At 70.1% G+C, this 14,444-nt stretch carries 15 protein-coding genes; 10 read left to right on the top strand and 5 right to left on the bottom strand.

The annotated features are described in order from the left end of the window. The first annotated feature begins 43 nt into the window (after nt 1-43). The 6 genes from KBY90_RS07445 to KBY90_RS07420 all read left to right on the top strand — a co-directional run bounded on the left by KBY90_RS07445 (nt 44) and on the right by KBY90_RS07420 (nt 7,522). Nucleotides 44-631, top strand: coding sequence for a response regulator (locus KBY90_RS07445; RefSeq protein ID WP_254967892.1), 588 nt, complete (start codon nt 44-46; stop codon nt 629-631). Further along, the gene (locus tag KBY90_RS15085) at nt 624-2,114 is read left to right on the top strand and encodes an ATP-binding protein (RefSeq protein WP_254967891.1); all 1,491 of its coding nucleotides are present in this window, start codon (nt 624-626) and stop codon (nt 2,112-2,114) included. Before KBY90_RS07445 ends, KBY90_RS15085 begins: the two co-directional genes overlap by 8 nt. Before the next feature lie 53 nt (nt 2,115-2,167). Continuing rightward, nucleotides 2,168-5,509, top strand: coding sequence for a tetratricopeptide repeat protein (locus KBY90_RS07435; protein WP_254967890.1), 3,342 nt, complete (start codon nt 2,168-2,170; stop codon nt 5,507-5,509). Further along, nucleotides 5,499-6,425, top strand: a complete 927-nt coding sequence (locus KBY90_RS07430) for a hypothetical protein (protein WP_254967889.1) — start codon at nt 5,499-5,501, stop codon at nt 6,423-6,425. Before KBY90_RS07435 ends, KBY90_RS07430 begins: the two co-directional genes overlap by 11 nt. Nucleotides 6,426-6,430: 5 nt before the next feature. Then, the gene (locus tag KBY90_RS07425) at nt 6,431-7,009 is read left to right on the top strand and encodes a methyltransferase domain-containing protein (RefSeq protein ID WP_254967888.1); all 579 of its coding nucleotides are present in this window, start codon (nt 6,431-6,433) and stop codon (nt 7,007-7,009) included. 264 nt (nt 7,010-7,273) lie between these two features. After that, the gene (locus KBY90_RS07420) at nt 7,274-7,522 is read left to right on the top strand and encodes a hypothetical protein (protein ID WP_254967887.1); all 249 of its coding nucleotides are present in this window, start codon (nt 7,274-7,276) and stop codon (nt 7,520-7,522) included. A gap of 30 nt (nt 7,523-7,552) precedes the next feature. On the opposite strand, the gene KBY90_RS07415 is transcribed toward KBY90_RS07420, so the two are convergent. Next, complete coding sequence (locus KBY90_RS07415; protein ID WP_254967886.1) at nt 7,553-7,891, bottom strand: hypothetical protein; 339 nt, start codon at nt 7,889-7,891, stop codon at nt 7,553-7,555. Between the two features lie 47 nt (nt 7,892-7,938). Then, nucleotides 7,939-8,913 carry an META domain-containing protein gene (locus tag KBY90_RS07410; protein WP_254967885.1) on the bottom strand — a complete coding sequence of 325 codons (975 nt, stop codon included), beginning with the start codon at nt 8,911-8,913 and terminating at the stop codon, nt 7,939-7,941. Between the two features lie 177 nt (nt 8,914-9,090). On the opposite strand from KBY90_RS07410, the gene KBY90_RS07405 reads away from it, so the two are divergent. Continuing rightward, the gene (locus KBY90_RS07405; RefSeq protein ID WP_254967884.1) at nt 9,091-9,834 is read left to right on the top strand and encodes a hypothetical protein; all 744 of its coding nucleotides are present in this window, start codon (nt 9,091-9,093) and stop codon (nt 9,832-9,834) included. A 70-nt stretch (nt 9,835-9,904) separates the two neighbouring features. Here the strand turns inward: KBY90_RS07405 and KBY90_RS07400 are convergent, their stop codons facing one another. Continuing rightward, the gene (locus KBY90_RS07400) at nt 9,905-10,138 is read right to left on the bottom strand and encodes a hypothetical protein (RefSeq protein ID WP_254967883.1); all 234 of its coding nucleotides are present in this window, start codon (nt 10,136-10,138) and stop codon (nt 9,905-9,907) included. Between the two features lie 236 nt (nt 10,139-10,374). On the opposite strand from KBY90_RS07400, the gene KBY90_RS07395 reads away from it, so the two are divergent. Next, on the top strand, nt 10,375-10,581 hold the full coding sequence (locus tag KBY90_RS07395; RefSeq protein ID WP_254967882.1) for a YqaE/Pmp3 family membrane protein: 207 nt from the start codon (nt 10,375-10,377) through the stop codon (nt 10,579-10,581). Between the two features lie 24 nt (nt 10,582-10,605). Here KBY90_RS07395 and KBY90_RS07390 read toward each other — a convergent pair whose 3' ends face one another. After that, the gene (locus tag KBY90_RS07390; RefSeq protein WP_254967881.1) at nt 10,606-11,562 is read right to left on the bottom strand and encodes a RimK family alpha-L-glutamate ligase; all 957 of its coding nucleotides are present in this window, start codon (nt 11,560-11,562) and stop codon (nt 10,606-10,608) included. A 145-nt stretch (nt 11,563-11,707) separates the two neighbouring features. Here KBY90_RS07390 and KBY90_RS07385 point away from each other — a divergent pair, with 145 nt between their 5' ends. Beyond that, the gene (locus KBY90_RS07385; protein ID WP_254967880.1) at nt 11,708-12,985 is read left to right on the top strand and encodes an APC family permease; all 1,278 of its coding nucleotides are present in this window, start codon (nt 11,708-11,710) and stop codon (nt 12,983-12,985) included. On the opposite strand, the gene KBY90_RS07380 is transcribed toward KBY90_RS07385, so the two are convergent. Continuing rightward, nucleotides 12,948-13,406: a DM13 domain-containing protein gene (locus KBY90_RS07380; RefSeq protein WP_254967879.1), complete on the bottom strand. Its 459-nt coding sequence runs from the start codon at nt 13,404-13,406 to the stop codon at nt 12,948-12,950. The two genes, KBY90_RS07385 and KBY90_RS07380, sit on opposite strands and share 38 nt — an antisense overlap. Nucleotides 13,407-13,438: 32 nt before the next feature. Here KBY90_RS07380 and KBY90_RS15080 point away from each other — a divergent pair, with 32 nt between their 5' ends. Next, nucleotides 13,439-14,416, top strand: coding sequence for an EamA family transporter (locus tag KBY90_RS15080; RefSeq protein WP_254967878.1), 978 nt, complete (start codon nt 13,439-13,441; stop codon nt 14,414-14,416). Nucleotides 14,417-14,444: the final 28 nt, after the last annotated feature.

Below are 14,444 nucleotides of genomic sequence, written 5' to 3'. Positions count from 1 at the left end.
TCCCCATCTAGGATCGGCGTTGCCCTTGTGCCTTGGGTTGAGGGTGATCGACGTTCTGGTGGTGGAAGACGACCCGATCCTTCGCGACTTCCTGGTGGAGGAAGTGGCGCGTCTCCCCGTGCCGGGGGGCCACCCCGTGCGTCAGGCCGCGACCCTCGCCGAAGCCCGCCGCGCCCTCGAGCAGCGGCCACCTCACTGGGTGCTGCTGGACATTCGCCTGCCGGACGGGTCCGGCCTGGATCTGTGCCCACAGCTGCTCCAGGCCCGACCCAGCGCGCGCATCCTCGTGCTCACGGGCTGTCAGGGCCACAGTCAGCTGCCGGCGCCGCTGGTTCCGCACGTCCACGCCCTGCTCAGCAAGGCCAAGGGGCTGGAACCCCTGCGGCGGAGCATCTGGTCGCTCAGCCGCGAGTTCGACCGCGAGCTGCCCGACCTCAGCTGTCTCTCCCCCCGCCAGCGGGAGATTCTTCTGCTTCTGGGTGAGGGCCTCGACACCGCCGAGATCGCCGAGCGGCTGGGGATCACCTTCTCCACCGCCCAGACCCACCGTCGTCAGATCACCAGCCGGCTCGGCCTGAAGGGATCGCGGCTGATCGCGATGGCCCGGGAGCTGAGCCGCAGCTGTGCCTGAGTGCATCCGCGGGATCAGCAGAGCGCTGGCCCTCAACCTGGCCGCCGCCGGTGCCTATGTCGCCCTGTCGAAGCAGGCCGAGCTCAGCTTCGCCTGGGAGGGGGTCGCCGTGACGCTGTGGCTGCCGGCGGGCCTGGCCAACGCCGCGGTGCTGCTGCACGGCCCGGTGCTGGCGCCGGCCGTGGTGGTGGGCAACCTGCTGGCCAGCGCCTGCGATCCCGCCGGAACCTGCGCTGCCAGCCCCGCCATGGTTCCGGTGGCGCTGGCAGCCGCCGCCCAGGCGCTGCTGGTGCGCTTCGCCCTGCGTCGACAGCGGCTGCTCAGCGACCCGCTGGTCCGCACACCCCGTCTGCTGCGCTTTCTCCTGTGGGCCGGGCCGGCCGGGTGCTGGCCGGCGGCGGTGACCTACGTGCTGGTGTTCCATGCGGCCGCCGGTTTCCCGGCGGCCGGGCTCACCCGCGGCCTGTTCTGGTGGGTGGGGGATTCGCTCGGGTCGCTGGTGCTGCTGCCGCTGCTGCTGGTGCTCCTGCCGCTCGGCCAGCCCCTCTGGGCTGAGCGCCGCGGCGTGCTGCTCGGTCCACTGCTGGCGCTGATCCTCCTGCTGGGCGTCGTCACCTTCCTGGGCCGCGAGCTGGCTGAGGGGATTGCCAGCGTGCCCGAGCTGGTGGAGCCCCTGCAGGTGCTGCGCCTGGTGCTCAGCCTCACCCTGCTGCTGGTGGCCGCCGGCGGGGTGGGGTTGCTGCTGCACGTGTCCGGGATGGTGCTGGAGCAGGAGAAGCTGCTCCGGCGCTCGCGGCTGGCGGCCGACGCCGCCGGCGCCGTGCTCCACGAGGTGGGCCAGCCGCTGCTGAGGCTGCACCTGCTGCTCGATCGCCTGCGGGGCCGGCTGGCCGCCCCCGCCACCCAGCCCCCTGCAACGGACGAGCTGATCGCCGATGTGTCCGCCGGCCTGCAGGAGCTCGATCGGATTCAGTGCATCACCAGCGCCATCCAGGACCTCACCCTGGCGGGGCTGCGCGACACCCGGCATGCCGACATGGGAGCGGCGATCCAGGCGGTGGTGAGCCAGCTGACCCCCACCCTCGATCCCCTCGACCAGCAGCTGGTGGTGGACCCCGTCCCCCCTGGGCTGCTGTTGCAGGCCGGCCGGAACCAGCTGGAGGTCGCCCTGCGCAACCTCCTCCTCAATGCCAGCCATGCGGCGGGCGAGAGCGGACTGATCCGACTCAGCGTGGAGCGCGCTGACCATGAGGTGCTGCTGCGCGTGGAGGACAGCGGCGCGGGGTTCGATCCGCGGGCCATGCCGACGGGGGCGGACCGGATGGCCTCGAGCTGGGGCGGCCAGGGACTGGGCCTGATGATCGTGCGCCGGGTGGTGGACGAAGCCGAGGGCAGCCTCAGCGTCGCGCGCAGCGCCGGCCTCGGTGGCGCCTGCGTGGAACTGCGCCTGCCGCTCGCCGGCACCGGCCCGGAGCGGATCTGACGAGACCCGGGCTCCCGGTGTCCTTACCCTGGCCTCTGGCCCCCGCTCGGCTCATGCTGCCCTCCGCCACACTCAGCCAGGCCCTGCTGGTGGTGCAAGGGGCCCGCTGGCTGCTGTGTCCCGTACCCAAGGCAGCTTCCACGCTGCTGAAGCGGCTTGCCGTGATCGCCGACGGCCGCACGCCCCCCGAGCAGGCCGCCTTCGGCGAAACACGCCCGGCCCTGGCGGTGCACCACCCTGCCCTGCACGGGCTGCCCAGTCTCGCCGCCCTCGATGCCGGCACCGCCCAGCAGGCCCTGCACGGTGACGACTGGCTGCGCCTGGCGGTGACCCGCCACCCGGCCGAGCGGCTGCTCTCCTTCTGGCACGACAAGCTGCACCTGGCCGAGCCGGCCTACGCGCCGCTCAACGCCTCGATCCAGCAGGCCGCCGGCGAACCAGCCGAGCAGCCCTGCCGCTTCCCCGCCTTCCTCGCCTTCCTCGACGCCCACTGGGAGCAGCTGCGCGGTGACGGCCACCTGGCTCCCCAGGTGACGCTGCTGGAGCCGCAGGCCATCGCCTGGCAGCCGCGGCTCGATCGCGACGAGCTCGCCGCCCGCCTGCCCGATCTGCTGCAGAACCGCCTGCCGCCCCGGCGCCTCGCCGCCATCCGCGAGGAACTGGCCCGCCATGAGCGGCTCTACCGCCAGCGTCTCGGCCGCCGCTGGCAGGAGGCCTTCTCCGCCGAGGGCCTGGCGATCGTGGAGCGCCGCTACGGCGACGACCTGGCCGCCTTCGGCTACGACCTGCCGCGTCGCGGTGCCAACAGGGTGAAACCGCTGGCCGCTGCCGACGATGACGCCCTCGTGGATCCGCTGCAGCAGCTGCGCGACCGCAACCGCCAGATCGCCGGTCTCCAGGCTGAGCTGGCCGCCGCTCAGCAGCAGCTGGCCGAGGCCCGCGCCGAGCTGGCTCGGCCGCCGCTGCCCGCCATCCCCGCCGCCACGCCCCCCGAGCCGGGCGGCTGGCCGCCCCACAACAGCCCCGGGGCGGGCCTCGGCCACCTCTACGAGGCCCTCGGCCAGCGGCGCTTCAAGGAGGTGATCGGCCAGGCCGATGCCCTTGCCGGCCACCACCCCCACGCCGGCGAGCTCCACTATCTGGCCGGTGTGGCCGCCCACATGCTGGGCCGCCACGACGAGGCCATCGGCCGCTTCGAGACCGCCCAGGCCGCTGGCTTCCTCACCCCTTATCTGCTCTTCAACGCCGGCAACGCCTGCCGCAGCCGCGGCGACAACGTCGAAGGCCTGCGCCTCTACGGCGAGGCGCTGGCGCTGTTCCCGGGCTTCCCCGAGTGCCGCCACAACCTCGCCCTTGGCCAGATGGAAGCCGGCCAGCCGGAGGAAGCCGAACGCACCCTGCGGCTGCTGCTGCGCGATCAGCCCTCCTGGCATCAGGCGGCCTTCCAGCTGGGCAACCTGCTGCGCAGCCAGCAGCGCGAGGCCGAGGCGGTGGAGGCCTTCCGCCTCTGTATCCAGTTCGCCCCCGCCTACCCCGACGGCTGGAACAACCTCGGCCTGGCCCTCGCCGCCCTCGGCCAGCGGGAGGAGGCGATCGCCGCCTACCGCCAGGCCCTCAGCATCGACGCCGCCTTCCGCCCCTCCCGCCAGAACCTGGCCCAGGAGTTGGTGCGGGCCCGGCGCCACGAGGAGGCGCTGGAGGAGTTCCGTCGCTTCCTCGCCCTCGATCTGGACGTGAACCTGAGGGTGGTGGGCATCCAGGGGGTGCTCGGCTGTCTCTGCGAGCTCGACCGCATCGAGGAGGCCCTGGCCGCGGCCGATGCGGAGGCCGACGAGAGGGTGCGTCTGATCACTCGTCTGCACGTGCTGCCGATCCTCTACCGCTCCGACGCGCAGGTGGCCGAGACCCGGGCGCGCTGGGCCGCCGACGTCCGAGCCCTCCACGCCGCCCTCGAGGGGATCACCGGCGAAGACCCGTCCTGGCCCGTCCTCTACGCCCACACCTGGGCGCTCACCAACTTCTACCTGGCCTACCAGATGGAGGACGACCGGCCCCTGCAGGAGCTCTACGCCGGCGTGCTCGACCGCATCCTGCGCCCCCGCCTCGGCCGCTTCATGGAGCCCCTGCCACAGCGCGACCCAGACGATCCCTCACCGTTGCGCGTGGGCGTGATCTCGCCCCATCTGATCAACCACAACGGCGCCATCTGGGCGCTGGGCTGGCTGGAGGGGATCGCCGACAATCCCGCCTTCCAGATCTTCTCCTACAACCTCGCCGACAGCGAGGACTCCGGCACCCGCCGCTTCGCCGCCCTCGGCACCTACCGCCACCTGCCCCTGCGCAGCGACGATCCCGGGGCGATGCTGCAGCAGATCCGCGACGACCGCCTCGATCTGCTCATCTTCACCGACATCGGCATGCACCCGGCCAGCAAGGTCACCTCGGTGCTGCAGCTGGCGCCGGTGCAGGCCCAGGGCTGGGGCCATCCGATCACCAGCGGCTCGCGCACGATGCACTACTTCTTCGGCGCGGCGGGTATGGAGCCGCCCGGCAACGAGGAGCACTACAGCGAGGAACTGATCCGCCTGCCCGGCACCGGCCTCAACTACGAGGTTCCCGCCGCCGTCCACGACGGCCAGCTGCTGTTCGACACGTTCGAGCTGCCCCGTGAGCGGCCGCTGCTGGTGTCGCTGCAGAGCACCTTCAAGTACGTGCCCCGCAACGACTGGACCTACGCCGAGATCGCCGCCCGGCACCGCGAGGCGCTGATCCTGCTGGTGGGTCCGATGGGCCATCCGGCCATGGCCCGGCGCCTTGCCGACCGTCTGCGGCCCCACTTCGCGCAGCGCGGGCTGGCCATGGACGACCACCTGCGCATCCTGCCCCGCCTCGACTACGGCGACTTCATGGGCCTGTTCGACATCGCCCACCACACCCTCGACACGATCGACTGGAACGGCGGCAACAGCTCCTTCCAGTCGTTCAGCCGCGACTGCCCCGTGCTCACCTGCCCCACCGCCTTCATGCGGGGCCGCCACACCGTGGCGATGCTGCAGGAGATGGAGATCCCCGAGCTGATCGCGGCCGACCGCGACGCCTACGTGGCCACCAGCGTGCGGCTGTTGCAGGACCCCGGTTTCCACGAGCACGTGAAGGGCCTGGTGCGCGAACGCAAGGGCCGCCTGTTCAAGGACCGCCGCGTGGCGGAGGCCTTCCAGATCGCGGTGGAGGACGTGTGCCGCAGGCCGCCCGCCCGCGGCCAGGCCCCGGCCCCCGGCCCCCGCCCCACCGCCGCGCACGCCGCCCCCGGCGACGCCCTGCCTGCCGCCGTGGCCTCCGCCCCGGAGCCCGCCACCCCTGAGCCGGCCCTGCCCCATGCCGTCGATGCCGCCTGAGGTCTCCACCCACCTGGGGGCTGAAGCGCCGTTGCTGGCCGGCCGGCCGGAGGCTGAGCGGCAGCAGTGGGCCCGCTGGGTACTCGGCAGCCACAGCGACCAGTTCATCCCCGAGATGGCGGCGGCGGTGGCCGAGCTCGACCGCGATGATCCACTCCATGTCGGCGTGCCCGTGGCCAATCCAGGCCCATGGCCGGACGATGTGGTGGTGGTGGCCTGCCGCCGAGGCCGCCATTGCCTGGTGGTGGATCACCATCTGCCCTGCCGCATGGTGCTGTTCGACTGGAGCGGCGAGGGACTGGAGCTCGGCACCAACCCCCACGGCTGGGAGGTGCTGAGCGTGGCCACCGAGTGCAAGGGGCAACTGATGGAGGAAGCCTGGCGGCGTCTGGCCCTCCCACCTCACGGCCACTACATCGGTTTCGTCGATGACGACGTGTTGCTCAGCACCAGCGCCATCGCCAGGCTCCTGGCGGTCGCCCGCATTCACGGACTGCCTGCTGCCCAGCCCGCAGTGAGCTACTCCAGCAGCCTCTCCGCCGAGTACGGCTGGCTGCGCCAGCGGCCCGGCCTGCACCTGCACCGTGTGCCCATCGTGGAGATCATGGCCCCTTTCCTTCGGCGTGATCTGCTCGATCGCGCCATGCCCTTCGCCGTTGGCATCCGCAGCGGTTATGGCCTCGATCGCTTCGCCCTGCCGCTGGCGGCTGCCGACCTGGGGATCTGGCGCTTCGGCGCGGTGGACCTGACGCCGATGAGCCACGTGCGCGGCGTCGGGTCCCTCGATACGCGCTTCTCCAACGGATTGCTGAGCAAGGAGGAGGAGCTGCTGGTGCGGATGCGGCTGATGCAGGCGATGGGTTTCCCAGTGGACGAACCCCTCTGGCGGAGGCTGGAGGGGGCCGTTGCCGCCTGAGCTGTGTGCTCACCACGCACTTCATGGATCGCGAAATGGACAGACGAACACTTTCCGTTGACCTCGGTAGTGGCCCTGATCCCGCCAACCCCTTCTCCGCCGACGACGTGATCGGCATCGACAGCCAGAGCTTCGGCGACGTCGTGCTGCAGTGCTGGATCGGCTTCGAGCCCCTGCCACTCGCAGACAGCTGCGCTGATGCCGTGACGGCCTTCGATTTTCTCGAACATCTGCCTCGTTGCATCTGGAAGGATGACCGGCTGATCAATCCGTTCGTCGAAGCGATGAATGAGATCTGGCGGATTCTCAAGCCTGGTGGAATCTTCCTGGCCCGCACCCCGGCCTTTCCCCATCCGGAAGCATTTCAGGATCCCACCCATCTGAACATCATCACCGATACCACCGTGAGCTACTTCGCCAGACGGATATCTCATGACGGCACCCCTGTCGATCCCTGGGGGCCAGAGCTGGGGCGCCGCTATGGCTTTGTGGGGTCATTCGACCTCCTCCATCAAGCCTGGGATGGCAGCCATCTCATCTGGAAACTGCAGGCCTGCAAGCCGGTCGAAGCGATCAGAGCGTGACTTGAGAAAAGCAACAGATAGCGCACCAAGTGATTGACGACTGACTGCTTTGCCATTCAGTGATTGGGCAATGTGCTCCTGGCCACTTATTCGGACAGCTCCACAGTCCAGTCCTTGTCCTATGGTCGAGTGCAGCTTTTCTGGTTGAAGTCAATGCGCTTTCAATCCATTAGGATGGCGATGCTGCTTGCCACAGCCCTGGCGGCTGGCACAGCCGCCCCGGCCTTTGCTCAGAACCAGGCTCAGGGCAGTCCGATTCGCTCCTTGCTCGAGAGTGGCGCCGGCAGGCTGCTGTGGATCTACGACGGCATCCGGCATGTGGAACTGCCCTTGGCCGATGGCAAGGCGGTGATCGGCCTCAGTTGCGAGCGGCAGACCTGGACCCTGTTCCGCATTGAGCGTGACGGCCGGGAGATTTACAACTTCGGCAACGATCCGAACTGGGGCTATCTGCCGGCTGGGCCGATCGCCGCCTCCACGCTCTGCGCCGCCCCGGTGCGCGTGGCTGAATGATGACGGGTGGAGGCGCTTGCAAGGCCGGGATCACAGCCGCGCCCTGAGCAGAACAATCAGAGCAACGGGTGCCGTCAAAAGCAACTGCAGCATCGGCACCACGATCACGGTGAAGCGCTGCACCATCCGGTAGTCCTCCATGGTGTGGAACGTCCAGCTGTCCAACGCGAAGCACCCCACTCCGGCGAGGGACAGCGCAGCGGTGAAGCCGAGCAGGACCCAGGCCCGTCCCTGGGCACACCGCAGCCTGGTGCTCAGAGCCCCAAGAGCCAGGTAGGGCGACAGGGCAAAGAGCAGGAACGGCGCGTCGCTCGCCCGCCAGCGGGGAACGCTGGTGAGGGCGAGCGTGAGGGTGAGCAGGGCAGCCAAGCCGCACAGCCTCCGGTTGATCCGGCCTGGATGCACGCCGGGGCTCCTCAGAGCTCAGCCGGCTTCAGCACGATCCCCTCGGTATAGGTGGGATTGCCGGAGAGCAGCGCCAGGCCCTTCGGGATGCCCTGTTCGGCCGGGATCCGTTCTCGTTCTTCATAGCGTTGACCGTTGAACACGTGGCGCACATAGGTGGCCGGGGCCCCGCCGCCGGACTCCAGCCGCCAGAGGTCACGCCAGCCATTGGTTTGGGTGTCGGCGGCCACCACCGGCAGGCGGCTGATCGGACAATCGTTCACCAGCACGTAGCCACTCGGAGTGAGGCGGTACACCTGCAGGATGCAGCCACAGGTGCCGCAGAACGGCGAACCCATCAGATACACGAGCAGCTCGTCGCGGCCGTCGCCATCGAGGTCGCTGGCGGCATGCACATACCGTGCCCAGCGCTCCGGTGCGTCACCCACCACCTGGCGGGTGTAATCAGCCACGTTGCGCAGAATGGCTGCTTCCAGCTCGGGATCGGGGTCGTTGCTGTAGCGCACCTCGGCGCTGGGTAAGGGCTCGAACAGCAACACGCCGCCGTCGGCCAGGAGGCTCAGGCTGAGCAGCCCGCCCCGCAGCATGTAACCCCGTACGGCCGGCAGCTGCGCGCTGAGCGTCTCGCCGAGGGTGGGCGGCGGGCACAGGGCGCTGGTGGTGGCCAGCGGACCGAACCGGAAACCGCCGTTTGTGGGGTCGCTGCTCGGCCGGGCGGTCCAGGAGCCCATGGCCCGGTTGCAGTCGAGTTGCAGCGCGGCGCGGCCCTCGCCCTGCAGCCGCAGGGTGTAGCGGGAAGGATCCGCCGGCCGGCGGGGTTCTTGGCTGACATCCATCGAGCGGATCTCCACCAGCCGCCAGGCGGTGTCGCGCAGCAGGGGAGGTTTCTGCTGTGCTCCTGCTGGCCCGCCGGTGAATGCGCATAGTGCCGCCCAAGCCAGGAGGAAGACCGCGCCCCCTGCAGGGGCCTGTGCTGACTGCTTCATCGCTGCCACCTCGGCCTGGGGAGGGGATGGGATGTGTCAGGGGCACCGCATCGAGCCTGTGCGTCGTTGACCAAGGCCCCTTCGAACCATACCCTCGGATGAGTAGGGCCTGCTGGCGCCACCTCACGCATTGCCGCTCTGCTCCCTGCCAAGCATCACGACCGGACGACTCTCCACATGGCATCACCTCTTCGCTCCCTCGGATCCCTCGCCGGCTCCGGTCTCTTCCTGCTCACCGCTGTGTCTGCGTTTCCCTCGGCTGCGGTCGCCGAGGTTCTGGTGCAGGCCCAGGGCCGCTGCAAGCTGGTGAGCGGTGGTTACGAGGCCTACAACGGCCACTGCACCTTCAAGCACAAGCAGGCCGGCAACACCGACGCCTACGTGGTGAAGTTCGATGACGGAACGGATTTCGTCTTCAGCGGACCCAGCCCGCAGGCCCTGTCGGTGCAGACCTATCGCGGCATCGTCAATGTTCGACACAGCGAAGAGGCCGGCCACGACGTGTTCGTCTGGGATGACGGTGAGAAGCGCCGCCTTTCGGTGAAGCTGGACACCGTTCAGAACCCGAATGCCAGGTTCGAGGACAGCTCCAACACGGCCAGCGTTGCCGCCATCGCCGGTGGTGCCGCGGCAGCAGCGGTGATCGGTGCGCTCATCGCCGGCCAGAACAGCGCCGCCGTCACCGAGCCGGCGCGGGTCGGAGCTCCGGTGAGTTCGCTCCAGTCGCTGCTGGGTGTGAAGGGTGCCAGCGCCGAGAGAGAGCTCACCGGCAAGGGCTACACCTACCGCGGTGGCGAGCAGATGGGCGACAGCGCCTTCACCTACTGGGAGCAGCCACGCACCAACAACTGCGTGGCGGTGCGCACCACCGACGGCCGCTATCAGGCGATCACCTACGCCGAACCCCAGAAGTGCCGGTGACGGCCTGAATGCCCAGGTGATCCTGAAGGGCAATTCCTCACAGGATCACCCGGGTGGATCCATGGAGTGGTCACCGTCTCTTCCGCCACAGGATCGCTACCAGGCCCCACAGTCCGAGCCCGCTGAGCAGGGGGGTGATGAGCAGCAGATCCACCCGGATGTTCGCCTCCGGAGTCACGGCCTGCACCAGCGCTTCCCAGACGGCGAAGGTGATCCAGGCCAGGGAATTTGTCGTCAGGGCACGGCGGCTCCCGGGCAGTCCAAGGGCTGCCAGTGCCCAAAGCCCTGCAATCAGCAGGATCACCGGGGGCCGTCCGATCAGCCAGCCGAAAGTCGTCCACATGGTCCCCGATCCTTCGCTGCCAGGTGTGCGGACACCATCATCACCCGGCACCGGAAGCAGCGTCGGGTCTGCGCAGATAGACGTGTCTCAATCATCCTTGAATCGAAGGCATGCTTCCTGAAGCAGAGAACTGTGAACTGCTCTTGCATGCGCCGAAACCGAAGATAGAATTCGCTCGAGAAAACCTCCTTTGTCAGATGACTGTCGGCGACATCTTCCGCATCATTCTTGCCTTCATCGTGCCGCCTCTGGCCGTTGCCACCCAGGTGGGCTTTTCCGGTGCTTTCTGGCTGAATCTGGTGTTCTGGCTGCTCAGTTTCGGTGCGCTCGGTCTGCCGGTGATGGGCATCATGTGGCCCGTGGCGATCGCCCATGCCATCTACATCATCATCACGCGGAAATGATGGTGCAGATCTGAGGAGTGAGCATCACGGCGCCCGCTGGATCTGCGTCACCCGCTCCACCAGCGCCGGCAGCAGCGGCGCCGCCAGCTGGCGGCGGATGCGCCAGTGGCAGTGCTGCAGGATCTGGCGGGCCACGTTGGCGCCGGTGGCGGCCTCGAAGCCGCTGAAGCCCGGGGCGCTGTTCGCCTCGCACACCCGGTAGCCCTCGCCGTCGAACAGCAGGTCGATGCCGGCGATCTCCAGCCCCAGGGTGCGGGCGCAGTCACGCGCCAGCACGTCGATCGCCTCATCCACCGGGAAGTTCTCGCCCCGGCCGCCGCGGGTGATGTTGGCCTTGAAGCTGCCGTCGGTGCTGCACCGCAGCATCGCCCCCACCACCCGGCCGCCGATCACCCACACGCGCAGGTCCTGCCCCGGCCGGTCGCCGATGTATTCCTGCAGGATCAGCGACTTGCCCGCATCCAGGCTGGCCACCAGTTCCATCAGGTCGCGGAAGCTCTCGCGGTTGCGGCTCAGGTAGATGCCTTCGCCGTAGGAGCCCGCCAGCACCTTCACCACGCAGGGGAAGCCGATCTGCCGCTCCACCAGCTCGCTGTCCACCGGAAAGCGCACCAGCATCGTGCGCGGAATCGGCAGGTTCACCTGCGCCAGCAGCTGCTGGCAGTAGAGCTTGTCCTTCACCGTCTCGATGGCGCTCGAGGAGTTGATCACCGGCACACCGAGGTGTTCGAACTGGCGCAGGATCGCCAGGGTGAAGTAGCTCGTGCCGCTGCCGGTGCGCGCCAGCAGGGCATCGGGCAGGTCCACCTCCTCCCCCCGCAGCCGGATCGAGCGGCGGCCGCCGCGCGTCACGATCAGGTCGATCTCATCGGGGGTCACCGGCTCCAGGTCGATCCCCAGAATCCGCGCTTCCTCCCGCAGCCGCGCGTCCTCGTAGGCGGTGAGGCCGGAGGACGCCTTCTGCAGGATCCAGAGTTTCATGGCGGTCGCCGCCCGGGGGGCCTCACCCTCGTCACCCGAAGGCCGCGGCGGCGGTCGCCGGGAACACAGCCCCCTGGTGGCCCCGCGGGGGTTTCGCCAAGAATCGCCCTCTCCCCAGAGGTCGCTGCGCCAGCAACGCCCGCCCATGAACCACCAGCCCCCGGCCGCCCCGCCCAGCCGACTGTCGCGTCAGCTCACCACCGGTGACGCCGTGATCCTGGGCCTGGGGGCAATGGTGGGCGCGGGCATCTTCGCGGTGATCGGCCCCGCGGCAGCCGCCGCCGGCAGCGGTGCCCTGGTGGCGCTGCTGCTGGCCGCGGCGGTGGCCTACTGCAACGCCACCTCCTCGGCCCAGCTGGCGGCGCTGCATCCGGAATCGGGCGGCGCCTACGTGTACGGCCGGCGGCGGCTGGGACCGTTCTGGGGGTATCTGGCCGGCTGGGGGTTCGTGGTGGGCAAGCTGGCCAGCTGCACGGCCATGGCCCTCACCTTCGCCAGCTACGCCGCCCCGCAGCTGGTGCGGCCCCTGGCGGTGGCGGCGGTGCTGGTGCTCACGGCGGTCAACCTCTTCGGGGTGAAGAAGACGGCGCTTCTCACCCGCTGGATCGTGGCCGTGGTGCTGGCCTCGCTGGCCGGCGTGATCCTGGCGGTGCTGCTGGGCGGTGCGGTGTCACCGGCCCGTCTGGCCGAGGGGGCCATGTGGCGGCCCGACGCCATCCTGCAGGCGGCCGGGCTGTGGTTCTTCGCCTTCTCGGGCTACGCCCGGCTGGCGACGCTGGGGGAGGAGGTGGTCGACCCCCGCCGCACGATCCCGCGCGCCATCCCCCTGGCCCTCGGCATCACCCTCGTGCTCTATCTCCTGGTGGCGCTGTCGGCGCTGCTGGCGGTGGATGCCGGCGCGCTGGGCCAGTCGGCCGCACCCCTGGTGCTGGCCGTGCAGGCCGGACGCTTCTCCGCCTGGAGTCCCCTGGTGCGCTTCGGCGCCGCCGTGGCCTCGCTGGGGGTACTGCTGTCGCTGATCGCGGGCGTCAGCCGCACCGTGTTCGCGATGGCGGCCAACCGCGACCTGCCCCCCTGGTTCGCCAGCGTGGATCCGCGCCACCGGGTGCCGCGGCGGGCGGAGCTGGCAGTGGGGCTGATCGTGGTCGTGCTGGTGGCGCGCGGCGATCTGCGCGCGGCGATCGGCTTCAGTGCCTTCACGGTGCTGCTCTACTACGCCGTCACCAACGCGGCCGCCCTGCGGCTGGCGCCGGCGGAGCGGCGCTGGCCCCGCGCCGTCGCCGTGGCCGGACTGCTGGGTTGCATCCTGCTGGCCTTCAGCCTGCCGGCGGCGTCGGTGCTGGGCGGTGTGCTGGTGCTGCTGATCGGCGCGGCGCTGTATGGGCTCAGCCGCGCAGCGGCGCCCAGGCCATGGTGGCGTTGAACTGTTCGCACCAGACCAGCACCGATCCCTGCCGGCTCAGATCGATCGAGGCCGGCACCACGTAGGTCTGGGCGCCCGAGGCCGATTTCAGCGGCGCCAGCACGGTGTAGGTGCCGGGCTTGAGCGGATAGGCCGGCGGCTTGCTGCCGGCCAGCGGGGTGCTGGAGGGACTCACGGCCACCTTCAGATCCGGCGCCGACTCGCTGGTGCGGAAGTCTCCGCTGAACACCAGCAGCGTGCGGTCGCCGTCCCGGCGGACCGTGACGCTGCCGCGCACCGGTTTCTCGGCCTGGCGGAAGGCGTGGGTCGTCGTCTCGGCCGCCCGGGACGGAGGGGTTGCGGTGGCCTGCAGCACGACGGGCGCGGCGCCGAGGGCGGCCAGGGCCAGGGACCAGGCCAGGATGGAGGTGGTGGGTCGCATGGTGGATGGATGCCGACTGCAGGCCTCTACCGGTGAACAGGCCTCGCGGATTGGGGGATGGCCTGCGGCTGCCGGCAGTGGCGCTGCCGCTGGGGCTGTACGTGCTCCTGCGCGGCCTTGATGCCCCCGTGCTCAAGCGGCTGCAGGAGCTCGGCCTGCAGCACACGGTGAACGGCGAGAACCCGATCAGCTTCTGCAACGTGTTCTTCTTCGCCCAGCTGGTGGTGGGCGTGGCGGCGCTGCTGGCGGGCCGGCGGCAGCTGGGTCCCGCCCTGGCCGCCCTGACCACGCCCCAGCGCTGGCTGCTGGCGGCGGACACGCTGCTGGGGCGCTTCCTCGCTCCGGTGGCCTACTTCACCGCCCTCCAGTCGCTCTCGGTGATCAGCCAGACGCTGCTGTTCGCCCTGGTGCTGCCGCTGTCGGCCCTGCTGGCCCGGGCCCTGCTCGCTGAGCCCCTGCCGCGGGCCTTCCTGCCCAGCCTGCTGCTGATCACCGCCGGCCTGCTGCTGCCCCAGTTGGCTCCCACCACCTCGCCCGGGCCGATGGACGATCCCTCCGGGCTGGTCTGGGCGCTGCTGGCCGTGCTGGCCTTCAGCGCCGCGGCCCTCACCGGCCGCCGGATCGCGGCCGCCGGCACTCCGCCGGTGCTCAGTGTGGGCGTGGGCTCCCTGGTGTCGGCGCTGGTGTTCGCGGTGCTGGCGGTGCTGCTCTACGGCCCCGGCCACTTCCTGCTGCTGCGGCTGTGGTGGGTGGTGGGCGTGATCCTGATCTATGCCCTCAGCCTGTCGCTGGGCAGCGAGCTGGCCCTGCGCCACGCCTACCACCACGCCGGGGTGGCCACGGTGTCGCTCTGGGGCAGCCTCACGATCGCCGTGGCGGTGCTCGCCGCCGCCCTGCTGCTCGGGGAGCCCCTCGATGCCGCCACCGTGGCTGGCGTGCTGCTGCTGCTGGCCGGGGTGGCGCTGGCGCGGCGCAGACCCCCGGCGGCTGTGACTGAGCTGCCAACCTGAAGAAGCCAGCCAGGCCACCCCGCCGGCT

It is taken from the genome of Cyanobium sp. CH-040 (assembly GCF_024346135.1).
Classification (GTDB): domain Bacteria; phylum Cyanobacteriota; class Cyanobacteriia; order PCC-6307; family Cyanobiaceae; genus NIES-981.
This window is presented reverse-complemented; position numbering and strand designations above follow the sequence as displayed.

Excerpts from the sequence above, each read along its gene's own strand:
- KBY90_RS07395 (WP_254967882.1), top strand. The coding sequence starts at position 10,375 with ATGACTGTCGGCGACATCTTCCGCATCATTCTTGCCTTCATCGTGCCG.
- KBY90_RS07385 (WP_254967880.1), top strand. The coding sequence starts at position 11,708 with ATGAACCACCAGCCCCCGGCCGCCCCGCCCAGCCGACTGTCGCGTCAG.
- KBY90_RS07380 (WP_254967879.1), bottom strand. The coding sequence starts at position 13,406 with ATGCGACCCACCACCTCCATCCTGGCCTGGTCCCTGGCCCTGGCCGCC.
- KBY90_RS07390 (WP_254967881.1), bottom strand. The coding sequence starts at position 11,562 with ATGAAACTCTGGATCCTGCAGAAGGCGTCCTCCGGCCTCACCGCCTAC.
- KBY90_RS07410 (WP_254967885.1), bottom strand. The coding sequence starts at position 8,913 with ATGAAGCAGTCAGCACAGGCCCCTGCAGGGGGCGCGGTCTTCCTCCTG.
- KBY90_RS07435 (WP_254967890.1), top strand. The coding sequence starts at position 2,168 with ATGCTGCCCTCCGCCACACTCAGCCAGGCCCTGCTGGTGGTGCAAGGG.
- KBY90_RS07430 (WP_254967889.1), top strand. The coding sequence starts at position 5,499 with ATGCCGCCTGAGGTCTCCACCCACCTGGGGGCTGAAGCGCCGTTGCTG.
- KBY90_RS07405 (WP_254967884.1), top strand. The coding sequence starts at position 9,091 with ATGGCATCACCTCTTCGCTCCCTCGGATCCCTCGCCGGCTCCGGTCTC.